Source organism: Stenotrophomonas sp. STEN029 (assembly GCF_056760015.1).
The window spans coordinates 1-16,517 of the sequence record NZ_JBRREC010000022.1 but is presented as its reverse complement, the minus strand read 5'-3'; the positions used below and the strand labels follow the sequence as shown (position 1 = coordinate 16,517).

Below are 16,517 nucleotides of genomic sequence, written 5' to 3'. Positions count from 1 at the left end.
AATTTAGGCAGGACCACATTCCGGGATGCCCTGCATGCAGGTTTTCACCTGCGCCGAACTGATGACCGCAGCCCACGCGCTGGGCGGGCAGGTTGATTTCGATGCCGGCATGGCCGACGCCACGCCGGTGCTGGCCGGCTGGCAGCAGGTGCACGCGCTGGACGATGGCGTGTCGCTCTACTTGAGCCGTAGCCGCGACATGGTGGGCGGCTGCAGCCACAACCGCCTGGCAGCGGGCATCACTGCCGGCTTCCTGGTGGATGGCGAGGCCGACGTTGCCATCGGCAAGCATCGCTTGCGGCTGGAGGGCAACCATCGGCGCATGCCGACCATGCTGGTCCACCTGCGTGAGGAAGAGAGCTTCCAACGCCATTGGCAGGCTGGACGACAGGAAGGCAAGGTCAGCCTGCACCTCAGCGATGACTGGTTGCAGCGGCAGTTGCATGCCGATTCCCGTGGCAGTGCCCGATTGGCACGCGTTTGTAATGGCCATGCCGACAACCATGCATGGCGGCCGCCGGCGCCGTTGTTGCAGCGGGCGACGCAACTGCTGGAGAACAAGACCGGTTCGCTGCCATTGCTGCGCCGCCTGCAGCAGGAGAGCTTTGCCCTGGAACTGGCGGCGGACGTGCTGCAGACACTGGCCAGCGAGGGCAGCGAGAAGCCTTTGGGTGCGCACCTACAGCGCTGCGTCATCCGCCTGCAGCAGTGGTTGCAAAGTGGAGAGGCCGACACACTGAGCATCGCGCAGATGGCGCGCCAGCTCGGCACCAATGCGGTGGACCTGCAGCGTGGCTTCCAGCATTGCCATGGCCAAAGCATCGCCAACTACCAGCGCGAGCTACGGCTGGAACGCGCCCGCCAGGCACTGCTGCGCCAGCGCGTTCCCGTGGATGTAGCTGCCACCATCGCCGGCTATGCGCACACCAGCAGCTTCAGCGCCGCGTTCAAGCGCCACTACGGCACATCACCCTCGCAGCTGAAGTAGCCAACACAGTGTTGTGGACGCTGCGGCGGTCGCGTTGATTGTGGAGGTTGTGGGAGCGGCGTAAGCCGCGAAGCCACCAAAACCAAACGTCTGCACGGTTCGTGCATTCAACGATACCTGCTGGCAGCGAACGAACTGATCAGCAAACGCGCAGAACGTGATCATTGCGCCGAACGTCCTGATAAACAGCGTGACTCAAAGCAACCACACCGCGCGACGCAACAGCTGCGTGTTGCATACAGAGATCACACCAACTTCGTGCACGCCTCGCAGCCGACCACGATGCCAATTCATACCGATGAATTGGCAAGTCGAAGACATCACTGCATGCCAATCAGTGCGGAAGCGAACACCTGTTTGCCGACAAATTTTCACCTCATATCTGCATAGATGACTGCGAGCACCACGCATTGGTCCATCAAATTCAACGGCATTCCTTGAGCTTGCTGAATTCAAGCCGCAACGCTGCTCATTCAAGCACCTTCACAGTTCATTTATCTGTGCAAACGTCAGCTGAAAGTGCATCACGCTGCTCTGCAAAAACGTAGCTATATTCGAGATCCCCCAAACGTAGGAGGAAGTGGAATGTTCATGACCAAGCAGAAAATGGTGATGGCGCGTACGCTCGGCGTGGCAGTCGTCGTCATGAGCCTGGCATCCTGTGCAACCTATAAAGAAGAGTTTGCAGGGATCAACTCACGCCTCGACCAACTCGACACGAGGGTACAGGGCGCGGCACAGAGTGCCGAGTCCGCCAATCAGTCCGCACAGCAGGCCAACCAACGACTGGATCAAATCGAAGGTCGCGTCCAGCAACTCGAAAGGGCACCACGCCGCACACCGCGCGGCTGATCGCTCCGCTCGATTCATGATGAATATCTGAATTCAGGATCCGGTGGCCTTGACCGGCCACTGGCTTCCTCCCCTCGATCAGTCTTCATTGCAAGGAACCGTCCCATCCGTACGCATACCTACCCTGCAATCCTCGCCGCCCTTGGCGTGCTGGCGTTCGCGAGCATCGACGAAGCCAGCGCCAAGGATGCAACCGTGCAACAAACGGCAAGCGCCGTCGATCAGCTTCCGCCCGACCAGAAGGTGTCTGACACGGTGATCGAACTCGCCGGTTGGGTTGTCGCAAGCAAGGACAACCAGGGCTATCCCTTCGCGATCATGGACAAGGCCGCTGCACAGATCCTGGTGTTCAGTGGCGACGGCCGACTGCGCGGCGCCACGCCTGGACTGTTTGGCTCGGCAACCGGCGATCACGTAGCCCCCGGCGTCGCCGGCCTCGCGCTGCGCGAGATTCCGGGCCGCGACCGCACCACACCTGCGGGTCGTTTCATCGGCGGCTTCGGTCCCTCGCTCGATGCGGGGCGCGTGCTGTGGGTGGACTACGATTCCGCGGTCTCCATCCATCCCACCGCTACCGGCGTACCGGCCGAACGACGTGTAGAGCGCCTCGCATCGCCAACGCCGGACGACAACCGTGTCACCCACGGCTGCATCAACATCGCGCCGGACTTCTACGAACAGATCGTCAGCCCGACATTCGAGCGCGGCGGCCTGTTCTACATCCTGCCGGACAAGGACAGCCTGGAAGCGACCTTCCCGGAGTTCGCAAAGAGTCGCGCGGCCGGGACAGACAGCGAAGGCAAACACGCAGGGCGCTGAAGACGGTGTCCTGCCTGCGCATCTGCATCTGCATCAGCAGCGGGAGGCTCCTTCTTTTGCAGGAGCGGCGTAAGCCGCGAAGCAAGCACCCCCTGCAGACCTACTAACTAATGCAACCGAATCAATCCACAGTCCTATCAACAAAACCGCGCGTATAAGGCAACACTTCCAAACTACGCCGATCCACCTGCGCCAACACTTCACCGAAGCCAAACGCAGGCTCCCAACCCAAGGCCCGCCGCATAGCGGCATTGTCGTAAACCCGATCAATGACCGAAGGCAGCGGCCAACCACGCCGCTCATGCTCGACAACCAGCTCCGGGCAGCGCAAGCGCAGTACTTCAGTGGCATCACGCCCCAACTGCTCAACATCTTCGCGCCGGAACGGCGACCCCAATCCATGAGTCCCTTGATTTGGACTCAGTCGACATTGGCAGGCACTCTTTGGCATTCTGGTGCCGGGTTGATCGCTGGCATTTCATTCAAGCCGACGTCGCTTCGCGGCGCGACTTGGTTAAAGCGTTGGGGGCGCACATGAATATCTCTGTTCTCTTTGCGATTGCGCTGTTCCCGATCACGGCTGCCGCGGAGCTGCGATGCCCGGAGTTGCCGCCAGGTGCGCGAGTCCACTGGTCGGGCCACTATGGGCCGGGTGATGAGGTTGTGTGTCACGCCGTGGAGGCAGATGGCACTTCTGCATTCACGCTCTTTCGAGGCAACACGCCACCTCTGGTGGGCGTGGACCTGACCCGAGCGGAAGTCGGCATTGCCTTTGGGCAGCCCGTAAGGTGGTATGAGCAGGGTTCGGACCGTGACTACCAAGCAGAACTGTTCCTTGACGCAAACCCCCGCAGCAGCATCCGCGTGTTCGTTCCAAGGAAGCCAGCAGGGACGTTCCTGGAGCGCGTCAAGCTTGTCGGCGCTCTCTCAAAATGGCCCAAAGCTACCCCCTAGAAACTCATTTGAGCCGAAGTCGCTTTGCGGCTCGAACTGAGTGTCTGTTGCGAGCGGATACTCCTGGTCGCAAGGCGTCATCCCACCTAGGAAGAACTTGGCGATTCACCTTGAGTCGCCAAGGCAAGGGTCAATCCAGCTACAGCTTTCCTGCTCTGGTGGCTTGCTCGACGCTCTACTGCCGTAGCCGGAGTGCAGCGTCCTGCTGCAGCTGATCGTTATCATTGACGGTTTAGGTAGTACTACGGACAGGGCGTCATGAAGAGCGCATTGGTGATATTGCTGGGAATGGGGGTGGTGATGGCGGCAGCTGCGCAACTCAACGGCCCGCAGCGGTTGCGGGCTGCCCGCCAGGAGACATTCGAGCGGCTGCGGTTTCCGTCGCGCGATGGTGCTGCCTTCACCGGTGCCCAAGTACAGGTGGTAAAACAGGTGCAAGGACGGTTCGATGGTATGCAGCAACCGGGGCCGCGCTGGATGGCGCAGGCCTCAGACGATGCATTCTGGTATTGCGTCGGGCCCGGGCCAAGTTGGTATCTGGCCATTCCGATTTCAAGACGTAATGGCTTCCAATGGGATGTCGACTGGGTGGTACGCCCTTTGGACGAGGGCCGCATGCGTGCCGCGTTGAGTGGCGACACCGAAGCTTTACGGTTGGCCTTTGGCGAGCAGACTGCACGGGGATGAGGGGGAATTGAGCACGACGCGTGTGCAGTTTTTTGTAGGCGGAAGTCTGAATCGCTCCGGTTTGAAGCCGGCCATCTTTTAGTAATACTCCCGCTTCTGGACGCAAGGTTTATCCGGCCCGAAGCAGATGCTCGAACCTATTCCTTCGTTAGGGCCTGTAATAAACTGGCGTGTGTCAGAACAAGTGGATGTATGCATCTCAACACGGGGGCGGCAGATGAGCAATGCAGGCATACACTCCAATAGAGGGGACGGTTATCAGACAATTGTGGCATTTGATTGGGCATTGACAGTCATATCTGATCCAGAATGTCTTTGGCTTGAGGTCGATTCGATAGCGTATTCGGTGGACGATGTGGTGGTCGGCAGAGCCGACGGAACCCTGATCGCTTGTCAGTGCAAGAAAAACCAGACCGATTTCAGATCATGGTCAATAGCTGATCTTTCGGATGAGCTAGGCAAGGCATCAAAATTGCTTGGTAGTAACAAGAATGCCGAGGTGCGTTTCTACTCGCGAAACAATTTTGGTGATCTTGCGAAGTTGAGGGAACACAGCTCAACTCAGTATGATGCGCTTAGTTATCAAGCAAGTTTAGGTAAAGGGCATCAAGCGACAGATGCAGCTTTAGTGGCAAGGCTTGCTCCGTCCGCCCCCAGCCTTTCCTCCTACGAGTTTCTCCGCCGCATAAAATTTGTGACCAGTGATGAACTGGAGCGCATGGTTGATCTTCTGCGCGAACGCTTGCGCAACATGGCGAGCAATCCGGACGCCGCATTTAATGCCCTGTGGGGGGGGCTCGATCAACTCGGTGCGCGTATGGGGGGCGATAGCACGTCCGCGATTCGGCACCGGCTAACAAAAGATAATCTAAAAGCCATACTTCATAAGGCCGGGGCCCTACTGGCTCCTTCCATGGATCTTGCTGAAGTGCGTTTGTCGTTTGCGAGTACGTCCGGCATCGGCAGATCATGGAGGAAAGATATTGCGGGGCAACGGATTCCCTGCTCGACTGTGAACGAGCTACTTGCTGCAATCTATGAAAAAAAGCGAGCTATCTTGCTCGCAGGATTACCGGGTTCTGGAAAAACCTGTGTAATGCTCGCCTTACAGGAGGTTTTGGAGCTGCAAGCGCAGACACGCTCGGACATTGTGCCGCTCTTCATTCAGTCGCGCGAATTCGCGGATTTGGTTTCGGCGGAAGATCGACAATCTCAGGGCTTGCCCGAACAATGGGTCGAGAAAGCTGCTCGTCTAGCTGAAAGTGCGCATGTAATTGTAGTCATAGATTCGCTGGATGTACTTTCCATCGCTCGCGATCATCGTGTACTGACCTATTTTTTGGCGCAGATAGACCGTTTGCTGTTGGTCCCCAATGTCACAGTGGTTACTGCTTGCCGCGACTTTGACAGGCATTACGACCGCCGAATCGCGGAAAGGAAATGGGATTGTGAATTGAAGTGTCACCCGTTGGACTGGGATGCTGAAACTGCGCCACTTCTCAACAAATTGGGAATTGCAACCGCGTCCATCGATGAGGTTACTCGAGAACTGATAAAGAATCCGCGAGAACTAGCTTTGTTCGTCGAACTGGCCCAGCGCGAGGGCAGCTTCAATGTAGTAACCAGTCAAGCCCTAGCGCAACGCTATCTCGATACTATCGTGCGGGCCAACAGTACGTTGGGGGATGAGGCAATGCAGGCGATTGAAGCCATAGCCTCGGATATGCTGAGTTCACGCAGTCTGGCTGTGCCGAATCAACGTTTTGGCGCATCGCGGGAAATTCTTCGGGCGCTTTGCAGTCTCAATGTGATGCAAGAAACTCAAGATGGGAAACTGATGTTCGGCCATCAAACCTTGTTGGACGTGTTGGTCATCAGTGGAGCAGTGCGCAATGGCGTTACCTTGAACGGATTCCTTCAAGGGCTGCCGCCCGTTCCATTCGTCCGTCCCAGCATCCGCAGTTTTGTAAGCCAGCTCGCGCTAGGCGAGCGCCGCGAATTCAGAAAGCAGATACGTTCCGTATTAACTGGTGGTGCAGCCTTCCATATCAGGCGCTTGGTTGCAGAATCATTCTCTGAGCAAAAGCCCGAGGACGATGACTGGTCACTCATACGCGAACTACGCGAAAAGCACCTTGACGTATTTCAGGTAATCTACGGCGCTGGAGCTATTGAGTGGCATTACTTCTGGTTAAAGCATCTTGTTCCCGAATTGAGAAACAAACGAGATGCAGATGGAATAACCAGGCATGTTTATCGGGCAGTTCAGTGGGGCGGGGCTGATGCCCCCGGCGTGCTCGCGTTATGGACGGAAGCGCTCTCGCTGGATTGGCTGGACAGAAATAGTATTGCGGAGCAACTCGGATTCCATCTGTCCGAGATAAAATCCGATAATACTTCACTGGTTGTTCCTCTACTTGAGCGACTGCTCGATATGCCACGTTCTGAACATAGCTCTCTCGGAAGAGTCATCGCGCGTTGTGTTTCAACAGGTGTGGTAAATGATTCCATGCTTTGGCGCTATGTCGCAGGCGAAATTAGTGACGATGACTTGCTTGAGTTTAAGTTCAATAATAAGTTACGTTGCGATGCGCATGAGTTTGGGGATAGAGAGGAAAATTTCATCCGTCACCGGATGAGGCACTCCACAGCATTGCTGGAATTAGCTCTGGAGTCGATTGAGCGCTGGAGCAGTGTTCGCGCATCGCGGGATGGTGAAACCCGCATCGGTTACCGGTACGGATTTTTGAGTGACACCTCATATGAGGATACGCACAGTCAGAGGGATACTCGATATGTAGACAGTATCCATGTCTTGTTTGATGCATTTGAGGTGGCCATCTTTCATCATGTTAAAACAAACTCCGAATGGTGGCAAAATAACCGAGAGCGCCTATGTTCCAGTCGTGAAGGAGCATTAATCTATTTCGCTATCCGCGCATGCACTGCGTCGCCTGAAGCCAACATCGATTTGGTAGGGCGCATGCTAAGCGACCATAATCTTCTGGAATTTTATCTCTGCTACGAATTAGGGTTGCTGATTAAATCGGCATTCATCTTGCTGGATGCCGCAACGCAAGATGCTGTGATGGAAAACATCTTGAGTCTGGATGGTAAGAATATTTCGGATGAATCCAGCCGTTTTTGGGTTTTAAAGAAAAAGGCCGGCTTTATCGCCCCGATCCCTTGCTATCAGCGCTCTCCAGAAGCACAGGAAGTGTTGGATACCTATGAGAGAAAAGCTGGTGCGCTGATTCAGCAGCCAGATATTCGCTCGCGTGGCGGCATGGTGCGCGCGCCGTTCTCATACGAGGAATTTCTCAATTCAGGTGATTCCGGGATATTACGCCTGTTGTCGCACTATGCCGGATATAAAAGTGATTTTGAAGATTTTCTGGTTGGTGGTGAGCGCGAGGTTGGATCGCAACTTCAAGAAGCTTCTTCCCGTCACCCAATGCGGTTTCTACACTTACTTCCTAAGTATTGGTTAGATATTGCAGAGCGGTTCCGGGGCGACATAATGGATGGTGTCGCTACTTATCTGGCTCATCGTCATGGGAATCTACGAGCTAATAGCACATGGGCGCCTGTCGAAGAGGCCGATGCTTCTATCTTGGTCGGACTGATTTTTGATGAACTGGAAAGGCATCAAGAGTATTGGAAACGCAATCGCTCTGCAGCCAAGGCGCTGGAAGCATGTTCTAACGTCATATATGATGCAGAAGCTGCCGAGCGGCTTATTTTCCTTGCCTTGGAATTTAAAGGCCTTCGTGAAGAGGATCCCATAAAGGGAGATAACGTCGGTTTGATCTCCATTGGAATCAATATGATTAAGGGAGATATTGCTGATGCCTTGATGATTCTGGCGAATAATCTACATGAGCGCGGGGTTGAATTTCCTAAGTTGCTGGCTCCTGCCTTATGCCGTTTTGCCAGTGACGAGAACCCTGCGGTTCGTTCGCTGATTCTGCGCCGCTTGCCATACATGCAAAGCAGAGCTTTTGATCTGGGCTGGAAATTATTTCACCTAGTCATGATAGATGCGGAAAGGCTTTGGGAAATTGCGGAGCCCTGTCTTTATTATTCCTATCACAATCATTTTGAAGTGGTGAAGCCTTTGCTGGCGCGTCTCCGTGACGAAGGCAAAAAAGAAGACCTGGAAACATGGGGGCGTATTTCTGCGCTAGCGGCCATGGGGCGACAAATCGACTTTTCCACATTGTTGGAGGAATTGAAAGTGCTAGATAAAACAGAGGCTTGGCAGGGGGCGGCAACTGTTTGGACAAACTGCGAAAACATCCAGCAGCATCGGGAGCAATGCTTTTTAGGTTTGGATGAGGGCTTGAACTCTGGCGCTGCTCACGCCGAAGCGGTTGCGGAGCAGATGGGGCAACTTTTCCATGATAAGTCAGCGCTAATTTCTGTTCCGATAAGTCTGATTCAGCGCTGTTTCGATTTATTCAAAAGCGATAAAAACAATGAGAAGAAACACCGTCGTCTTTTTGGGTTTCACGAATGGCTCAATGCGACCGCACAGCATGATCCCGAACTAGCTTTGACTGCCGCCGAGATTTATCTGACCTATGCACTCCATTGCAGGCCATATCTATATGATCATAAGGGTAGACTTACCCAATTAATGACCCGTCTCTTTGCTGAAGCAGAAGAACGAGAAGAGTCCGATTATGGCGCGATGCTACAACGTGTAGTCGTCGTACAAGACACACTGCTTTCGCTTGGAGTCAATGGCGTGGCCGATTGGTTGAAGGCCGCTGAGCGACCATGACCGTTGACAAGTAGTCAGTGCTGAACTTGGGGAAAGCTAATTTGTGTGTGGCCGCTTCTGGCCGGAAGCTGACATCGAATAGAATCCGCGCGTTTCCAGACTCAGTTCCAAGCGAGTCCGGCGGATATCGAATCATCGGGAGGTTGGAACACATGCTCAAGATCATGGTCTTCGCAGTAACGCTTCTAGCGGCAAACAGCGCTCCGGCCCGCGACCGCCCCATCCGCTCATGCGAAAAAGCGCCGCTTCTGGCAGAAATCCAGAAGCTGCTTCCCGATCACGTGATGGGTGAAACCGCGGATGTGGAGTCGCAACCGGTGGAGAAGCTCCCCCAGTTTCCGCGGGGTATCTGGATGCGCTCAGGCAGCAGCCTGACCTGCGTCGTGGTTGTCTTGGACGAAACGGGCAAGCCGCAGGACGCCATCGTTTCCTATCCCTCCCGATCGGGGCTGACCGACCAGGAGAAGCAGATGATTCTTGGCGTTCAATGGACGCCGGCACAGGTAGGCGGGCAAGCGCGGCCCTCGCTGGTGTCCATGGACTTCAAGATCCGCTGACGCAAGTTCAGTCGGTAGCGACCCGCAGCTTCAACTTCAGCGCTGAAGCTCAGACCGCGCCATGCAACCCCCTAGGTTGCATGGCGCAGAGGCAACCTGTCTGTTGCCTTCTCAGCCCGCCTGCACGATATGCAGCGCCTTCGGGTTGCGCCACGTTGCCAGCAGCGCGGCTTCGCGGGCCTTGGCTTCGTGCAGGTGCGCTTCCTTGACGTGGCCGTAGCCGCGGATGTGCTCGGGGATGTTGGCGATATCCACCGCCAGTGCGAGACGACGCGCATCCAGGCCGCTGATCAGTTCCTGCAGGGTCTTCTCGTAGTCACTGATCAACTGACGCTCGCCGCGACGCTCCTCGGTGTAACCGAATACGTCGAAGCGGCCGCCGCGCAGGCCCTTGAACTTGGCCAGCAGGCCGAAGGCCTTGAACATCCACGGGCCGTATTCCTTCTTCTGCAGCTGGCCGTGTTCGTCGCGCTTGGCGAACAGCGGCGGGGCAAGGTGGAAACGGAGCTCGTAGTCGCCTTCGAACTTCTCTGCCACGCGCTTGGCGAAGTCGCCGCTGGTGTACAGGCGGGCCACTTCGTATTCGTCCTTGTAGGCCATCAGCTTGAAGAAGTAGCGCGCGGCGGCCTCGCTCAATGCGGTACTGCCCGGGATCGCTTGTTGCTCGGCCTTGCGCACGGCATCGATCAGCGTGCGATAGCGATTGGCGTAAGCGGCATCCTGGTAATCGGTGAGGAAGCTGCTGCGGCGGGCGATCAACTCGTCCAGCGAACGCGACAGGTGCGCATCGTCCAGCGATGCGAACGCGGCTTCGCCGCTGGTCCGGCTGGCGGCGGGCAGGCCGCGCACGTCCGGCTCGTTGCCCGGGTTGCGCGGTGCCGACGGTGCGCCGGCTTCGTTGCCCTCCCATTCGCCCGGCGGCAGTTCGCGCAGCGCGGCCGGCTTGCGCTCGGCATCGGTCGGCGCGTTGTGGATGAGACCGGCGGCCTGCTGCACGGCTTGCGGATCGATTGCCGCAAGACGGCCCCAGGCGAACGCGGTCTGGTTCATGCTCACGGCGGCGCCGTTGAGCTCCACCGCGCGCATCAGCGATTCCAGTGACAGCGGCACCAGGCCCTGCTGCCAGGCGAAGCCGAGGATGAACAGGTTGGAGGCAATCGCGTCGCCGAGCAGGGCGGTGGCCAGCTGGGTGGCGTCGAGCAGGATCGGGTCGCGACCGCCGAGCGCCAGCTTCACCCCGGCAATGATGTCGGCGGCCGGGAACTGCATGTCTGGATGCGTGGTGAAGGTACCGGGCATCGCTTCGTAGGTGTTCAACACCACCTGCGAGCGCTCGCCGCGCACCTTGGACAGCGCCCAGTAGTCGTTGACCACCACCATGTCGCAGCCCAGCACCAGGTCGGCTTCACCGGCGGCGATGCGCACGGCGTGGATGTCGGCCGGGCGGTTGGCGATGCGGATATGGGTGGTGACTGCACCGCCCTTCTGCGCCAGGCCGGTCTGGTCGAGCACGCTGGCGCCCTTGCCTTCGAGGTGGCCGGCCATGCCGAGCAGTGCGCCGATGGTCACCACGCCGGTGCCGCCGACGCCGGTGATGAGGATGTTCCAGGGCTGCGAGAAATCGGTGCGGAAGGTGGGCGCCGGCAGGTTGTCGAGCAGGCTGGCGGCGCTGCTCTTGCTGCCTTTGCGCAGCTGGCCGCCGTGCACGGTGACGAAGCTCGGGCAGAAGCCCGTCGTGCAGGTGAAATCCTTGTTGCAGTTGGACTGGTCGATGTCGCGCTTGCGCCCGAATTCGGTTTCCTTCGGCAGCACGGAGACGCAGAAGCTCTTCTCGCCGCAGTCACCGCAGCCCTCGCAGACCAGCGAGTTGATCATGGTGCGCTTGGCCGGGTCGACGATCTTGCCGCGCTTGCGGCGGCGGCGCTTCTCGGTGGCGCAGGTCTGTTCGTAGATCAGGATGCTGGTGCCCTTCACCGTGCGCAGCTGTTGCTGCACGGCGTCGAGCTCGGCGCGGTCGTGGAACTCAACATCGCTGGGGAACTCGTGGCGGCGCGACTTCCACTTCTGGATGTCGTCGGACAGCAGCACGATGGTGTGCACGCCTTCCGAACGCATCTGGTGGGCGATCTGCGGCACGGTCAGGGTGCCGTCCACCGGCTGGCCGCCGGTCATCGCCACCGCATCGTTGTAGAGGATCTTGTAGGTGATGTTGACGCCAGCGGCGATGGCCTGGCGGATGGCCAGCGAGCCGCTGTGGAAATAGGTGCCGTCGCCGAGGTTCTGGAACACGTGCTCGGTGTCGGTGAACGCGGCTTGGCCGGCCCAGGTGACGCCTTCGCCGCCCATATGGGTGAAGGTGTCGGTGTCGCGGTCCATCCACGTCACCATGTAATGGCAGCCGATGCCGGCCAGCGCACGCGAGCCTTCCGGCACCTTGGTCGAGGTGTTGTGCGGGCAGCCGGAGCAGTAGTGCGGCACGCGCGGGAACTGCGCGCGCGGCAGGGCCATCTCGGCTTCCTTGACGTCCATCCAGCGCAGGCGTTCTTCAATCGACTCGGTGTTGAAGAACCGTTGGATGCGGCGGCCGATCACGCCAGCAATCGTCGCCGGGGTCAGCTCGCCGGTGGACGGCAGGATCCACTCGCCCTGCTCGTCGTACTTGCCGACGATGGACGGGCGCGCGCCCCAGTTGGCCGGCCAGTTGTAGAAGTATTCCTTCATCTGCCGCTCGATGAAGGCCTTCTTCTCCTCCACCACGACGATGTCTTGCAGGCCGCGGGAGAACTCACCGATGCCCTGCGGTTCCAGCGGCCAGGTCATGCCCACCTTGTAGACGCGGATGCCGATGTCGGCGCAGGCCTTTTCGTCCAGGCCCAGGTATTCCAGCGCCTGCAGCACGTCCAGGTAGCTCTTGCCGGTGGTGACGATGCCCAGCCGCGCCTGCGGCGAATCCATCACCACCTTGTCGATGCCGTTGGCGCGGGCAAAGGCCTGCGCCGCCTTCACCGCATAACGGTGCAGGCGCATTTCCTGCTCCATCGGCGGGTCCGGCCAGCGGATGTTGAGACCGGCGGCGGGCATGTCGAAATCTTCCGGCAGGATGATCTGGCGGGCAAACGGGTTGACGTCCACCGAGGCCGAGGATTCCACCGTCTCGGCAATGGTCTTGAAGCCGATCCAGCGGCCGGTATAGCGGCTCATCGCCCAGCCGACCAGGCCCATGTCGAGGATGTCCTGCACGCCGGCCGGGTTCAGCACCGGCATCATCGCGCTGACGAACTCCTCCTCACTGCCGTGCGGCAGGGTGGAGCTGCGGCAGGCATGGTCGTCGGCGGCCAGCGCCAGCACGCCGCCATGCTTCGAGGCACCGGCGGCGTTGGCGTGCTTGAACACGTCACCGCAGCGGTCCACGCCCGGGCCCTTGCCGTACCACATGCCGAACACGCCATCGACGTTGGCACCGGGGAACAGGTTGGTCTGCTGCGTGCCCCAGACCATGGTCGCGCCCAGGTCTTCGTTGAGGCCGGGCACGAACTTCACCTTGGCCGCTTCCAGGTGCTTGCGCGCGCGCCACAGCTCCAGGTCGAAGCCGCCCAGCGGCGAGCCGCGGTAGCCGCTGACGAAGCCGCCGGTATTCAGCCCGGCCGCGGCGTCGCGCTGCTGCTGCATCAAGGGCAGGCGTACCAAGGCCTGCACGCCGCTCAGGTAGATGCGGCCATCGGTGCGCGTGTATTTGTGTTCCAGGGTGTAATCGGAATCACGCACGCCGATCAGCGGATCGTTGGCGGAAGCAGGCGAAGTAAGTTCGGCGGTACTGGTCATGGCTGGCCCATTGCGGAAACGGCTGGCAGGTGCCGACCGACGGACCGGTGGCAGCCGCGGATTGTAGCAGCGGGGCTTTCATCACCCTGTAACCCGTCGCGCGTAGCGCCCGGAGCGGTTAGGATCGGGGCCAGGTGGGGGATAACTGTTTGATGGGGATTGCAGTCATGGGGGTTACAAAGCGCATGGTCGCTGGCGCGCTGCTGCTGGCGGGCTTGTTTGTTGCAAATGTTCAGGCACAGAGCCTGCCGAAGATCAACGAGTTCTATTTCGATGACGATGTGGCGGCCAAGCCGTTCCATGTCGTGCCGCCTGAACAGGCGGATGTGGTCGATCAGCTGATGAAGCTGCGCGAGCGCGGCCGCAAGGGCGTGGAAGCTACCGCGCAGTTGGCCAGCATCGCTTACCGCGATGGACGTACCGAGCTGGGTGGCAAGCTGTATGACGAGGCCATGGGCGCCGTGGCGGATACCTCCGTACAGGCCCGTAGCCTGCGTTGGAACCACGGCTGGGATCTGTACCGCCGCGGCGATGCGCAGGACGCGTTGAACCTGTGGAGCAAGGCCGCCGAAAGCACCCGTGGCAACCCGTCGTGGCTGCCGACCACGTTGGCGTTGGTGCTGTGGAAACTGGAGCGCAAGGACGAAGCCGTGGCCTGGTATGCGGCCGCCGTGCGCACCGAGCCGGGGCAATGGAGCGATACCGCGGCGTATGCGCAGCTGCTGCCGACGTGGAATGACGCCGAACGCACGCAGCTGGCCCAGGTACAGCAGGCGTGGGCGGCCAATCCGCCGGCATGGCCGTAATGCGGCACCCGTAGGCCGGCATCCGCGCCACTGCGGATGCCGTAACAGGAGACTTTGAGCCGGCGCTGATTCCCCCTGCGGGGCAGCCCGGCGCATGCTTGCACCATGGCATTCGACGCTTTCGCACTGATCCTGACCATGCTCGCGCTGGGCATGGTATTCGCACGCTTCCGGGTATTCCCGGACAACGCCGCCGACGTGCTCAACAAGGTGGTGCTGTACATCTGCCTGCCGGCAGCGGTGCTCACCTATGTACCGCGCCTGCAGCTGGATGCCTCGTTGATCGGCATCATGCTCACGCCGTGGCTGCTGATGCTGCTGACGCTGGCCCTGGTAAGCCTGGCCACTCGCGTGTTCGGTTTCGAGCGGCAGGTACATGCGGTGCTGCTGCTGTGCGTGGCGCTGTGCAACTCCAGCTTCATCGGTTACCCGATGGTGCGCGCGCTGCTGGGTGACCACGCCCTGCCGTATGCGGTGGTCTATGACCAGTTCGGCACCTTCGTGATGTTGTCGACCTTCGGCCTGTATGTGCTGGCGCGTTACAGCGGTGATTCCCCGCCCAGTACCGGCCAGATACTGCTGCGCATCGCCCGCTTTCCGCCGCTGTGGGCACTGATCTTCGCCCTGCTGGTGATGCCGGCATCACCGCCGACATGGATTGCTGGCGCACTGAAGAACGTATCCGACGCGATGCTGCCGCTGGTGATGCTGGCAGTGGGCCTGACCATCCAGCTGCGCTTGTCGCGCACGGAGTTGGCGCCGCTTGGCGTCGGTCTGCTGCTCAAGTTGCTGGTACTGCCGGCCGTGGCGTTGCCGCTGTCGTGGGCATTCGGTTTGCAGGGCGAAATGCTGCGGGTCAATGTGCTGGAAACCGCGATGCCGACAATGATCACCGCCGCCGCCCTGGCCATTTCACACCGGCTGGCACCGCGCTTGGCAGCGGCGATGGTGGGTTATGGCATTGTGTTGTCGTTGATCACGCTGCCGGCCTGGGTCTGGGTGCTGAACCGGCTGGTTTGAGTCAGGATATGGGCTTGGATGCTTCACAACGGGGAGAGCAGGATGCGTAGACCTTGGTTGATGTTCACTGGCTTGGCCTTGATGGCGGCAACGGGCGGCGCGCTTGCGAAGCCGACAAAAGCTGAAGCCACTCCGGAGCATATGCTCGCGCAGATCGAAGCGAGCAACGCCGCACGGTTGCAGTTTGGGCGGGAGCTCGCTGCAAGCGGTCAGCCGCGCAAGCTGTATGCAGCATGGCTGCTGGCACCGATGAGCCTGGATCTGGCACGTGGGAAAACCAGCTACTCGCCGGAGGCTGACACTTGGTTGATGCGTGCGATACGCACCGGCAGCGAGGATCCAGTGATCGCGGCTGCCGCGGTTACCCGCTGCATCCGGGTTGATGAGTGCGATGTGGAGCAGGCACGCGTCACGCTTGCGACCGTGGATGCGCAAGATGCTGGAAGCCAGCTGTTGTTGATGCGCTTGGCCGAGCACCGCAAGGATCCGATCGAGGCGGAGCGCGCCTGGCAGCGCGTGGCAAAAGCGTCGCGTTACCGTGATCCTGCAGCAACGTTGATAGGCGTCATGGATGTGGCCACGCGCGACTATCCCTGGCCGCTGGCTGATCCTGCGCAAGCAGCTGAGTGGGAGCGTCATAACAGCGGCAGCTATCTTGAACAGGAGCGGACCGTTGCTTTGTTCAGCATCGCTGCAATGCACTTTGCGGCGGATCTGAAGCAGGCGACCGAGACCTGCCCCAAATCCTTGCCCGACGCGGCAAAACGGGAGCAATGTCGATACCTGTTCAATGTAATGGCGAACAGCAGCTCGCTTCTGGTTGCCGGCTATGGGGCTTCGCGCATGGCCGAGCTGGAGCAAGGGCCGGCGAAGGCATCGTGGTCTGCACGCAAGCGCGAGCTGCAGTGGATCACGACGGGAGCGACCGACATAATTGGTGATGAAACCAGAAAGGACATCAAGGTGAGTCCAGCCGAGTACGCCCGTTGGCTTGCAGAACAGGGTGAGGTTCCAGCAATGCGCCGTTTGCTTGCAGCCTATGGCGTGCCGGTGACGCCGCCTGTTGATTGGCAGCCTGAGTTGGCAACGCCCTGACTAGAGCAGCCTCACGCCCGTAGCCAGGGAAAGCGCAGCCGGGCTGCGCTTCTGGTTGTAGGAGCGGCGTAAGCCGCGAAGCACGCACAGCATCAGATAGTACTGCCGCGAAGAACTGCAGCAAAGTCAGC

General features: G+C 59.4%; 12 protein-coding genes. 10 read left to right on the top strand and 2 right to left on the bottom strand.

Going from position 1 to position 16,517, the window contains the following annotated elements:
- Positions 1 to 34: 34 nt before the first annotated feature.
- The 3 genes from ACVOLI_RS07155 to ACVOLI_RS07145 all read left to right on the top strand — a co-directional run bounded on the left by ACVOLI_RS07155 (position 35) and on the right by ACVOLI_RS07145 (position 2,659).
- Positions 35 to 988 (top strand): helix-turn-helix domain-containing protein, encoded by a 954-nt coding sequence (locus ACVOLI_RS07155; RefSeq protein ID WP_481534106.1) that lies wholly within the window; start codon positions 35 to 37, stop codon positions 986 to 988.
- A gap of 585 nt (positions 989 to 1,573) precedes the next feature.
- Positions 1,574 to 1,840, top strand: a complete 267-nt coding sequence (locus ACVOLI_RS07150; RefSeq protein ID WP_296249044.1) for a hypothetical protein — start codon at positions 1,574 to 1,576, stop codon at positions 1,838 to 1,840.
- A 147-nt stretch (positions 1,841 to 1,987) separates the two neighbouring features.
- Entirely contained in the window at positions 1,988 to 2,659 is a 672-nt protein-coding gene (locus tag ACVOLI_RS07145) for a hypothetical protein (protein WP_481534105.1), read from the top strand.
- A 121-nt stretch (positions 2,660 to 2,780) separates the two neighbouring features.
- Here ACVOLI_RS07145 and ACVOLI_RS07140 read toward each other — a convergent pair whose 3' ends face one another.
- Positions 2,781 to 3,056, bottom strand: coding sequence for a hypothetical protein (locus ACVOLI_RS07140; RefSeq protein ID WP_481534104.1), 276 nt, complete (start codon positions 3,054 to 3,056; stop codon positions 2,781 to 2,783).
- Between the two features lie 137 nt (positions 3,057 to 3,193).
- On the opposite strand from ACVOLI_RS07140, the gene ACVOLI_RS07135 reads away from it, so the two are divergent.
- The 4 genes from ACVOLI_RS07135 to ACVOLI_RS07120 all read left to right on the top strand — a co-directional run bounded on the left by ACVOLI_RS07135 (position 3,194) and on the right by ACVOLI_RS07120 (position 9,643).
- Positions 3,194 to 3,613: a hypothetical protein gene (locus tag ACVOLI_RS07135; RefSeq protein ID WP_296249040.1), complete on the top strand. Its 420-nt coding sequence runs from the start codon at positions 3,194 to 3,196 to the stop codon at positions 3,611 to 3,613.
- A gap of 258 nt (positions 3,614 to 3,871) precedes the next feature.
- A complete protein-coding gene (locus ACVOLI_RS07130; RefSeq protein ID WP_296249037.1) occupies positions 3,872 to 4,300 on the top strand; it encodes a hypothetical protein in 429 nt (142 codons plus the stop codon).
- A 217-nt stretch (positions 4,301 to 4,517) separates the two neighbouring features.
- Entirely contained in the window at positions 4,518 to 9,086 is a 4,569-nt protein-coding gene (locus ACVOLI_RS07125) for an AAA family ATPase (RefSeq protein ID WP_481534103.1), read from the top strand.
- A 152-nt stretch (positions 9,087 to 9,238) separates the two neighbouring features.
- The gene (locus tag ACVOLI_RS07120) at positions 9,239 to 9,643 is read left to right on the top strand and encodes a hypothetical protein (RefSeq protein WP_481534102.1); all 405 of its coding nucleotides are present in this window, start codon (positions 9,239 to 9,241) and stop codon (positions 9,641 to 9,643) included.
- 111 nt (positions 9,644 to 9,754) lie between these two features.
- Here the strand turns inward: ACVOLI_RS07120 and ACVOLI_RS07115 are convergent, their stop codons facing one another.
- Positions 9,755 to 13,465, bottom strand: a complete 3,711-nt coding sequence (locus ACVOLI_RS07115) for an indolepyruvate ferredoxin oxidoreductase family protein (RefSeq protein WP_481534101.1) — start codon at positions 13,463 to 13,465, stop codon at positions 9,755 to 9,757.
- Positions 13,466 to 13,632: 167 nt separating this feature from the next.
- Between ACVOLI_RS07115 and ACVOLI_RS07110 the strand changes: the two genes are divergently transcribed.
- The 3 genes from ACVOLI_RS07110 to ACVOLI_RS07100 all read left to right on the top strand — a co-directional run bounded on the left by ACVOLI_RS07110 (position 13,633) and on the right by ACVOLI_RS07100 (position 16,386).
- The gene (locus ACVOLI_RS07110; RefSeq protein ID WP_481534100.1) at positions 13,633 to 14,271 is read left to right on the top strand and encodes a tetratricopeptide repeat protein; all 639 of its coding nucleotides are present in this window, start codon (positions 13,633 to 13,635) and stop codon (positions 14,269 to 14,271) included.
- Between the two features lie 105 nt (positions 14,272 to 14,376).
- Positions 14,377 to 15,291, top strand: coding sequence for an AEC family transporter (locus ACVOLI_RS07105; RefSeq protein WP_481534099.1), 915 nt, complete (start codon positions 14,377 to 14,379; stop codon positions 15,289 to 15,291).
- A 60-nt stretch (positions 15,292 to 15,351) separates the two neighbouring features.
- Positions 15,352 to 16,386 carry a hypothetical protein gene (locus ACVOLI_RS07100; RefSeq protein WP_481534098.1) on the top strand — a complete coding sequence of 345 codons (1,035 nt, stop codon included), beginning with the start codon at positions 15,352 to 15,354 and terminating at the stop codon, positions 16,384 to 16,386.
- Positions 16,387 to 16,517: the final 131 nt, after the last annotated feature.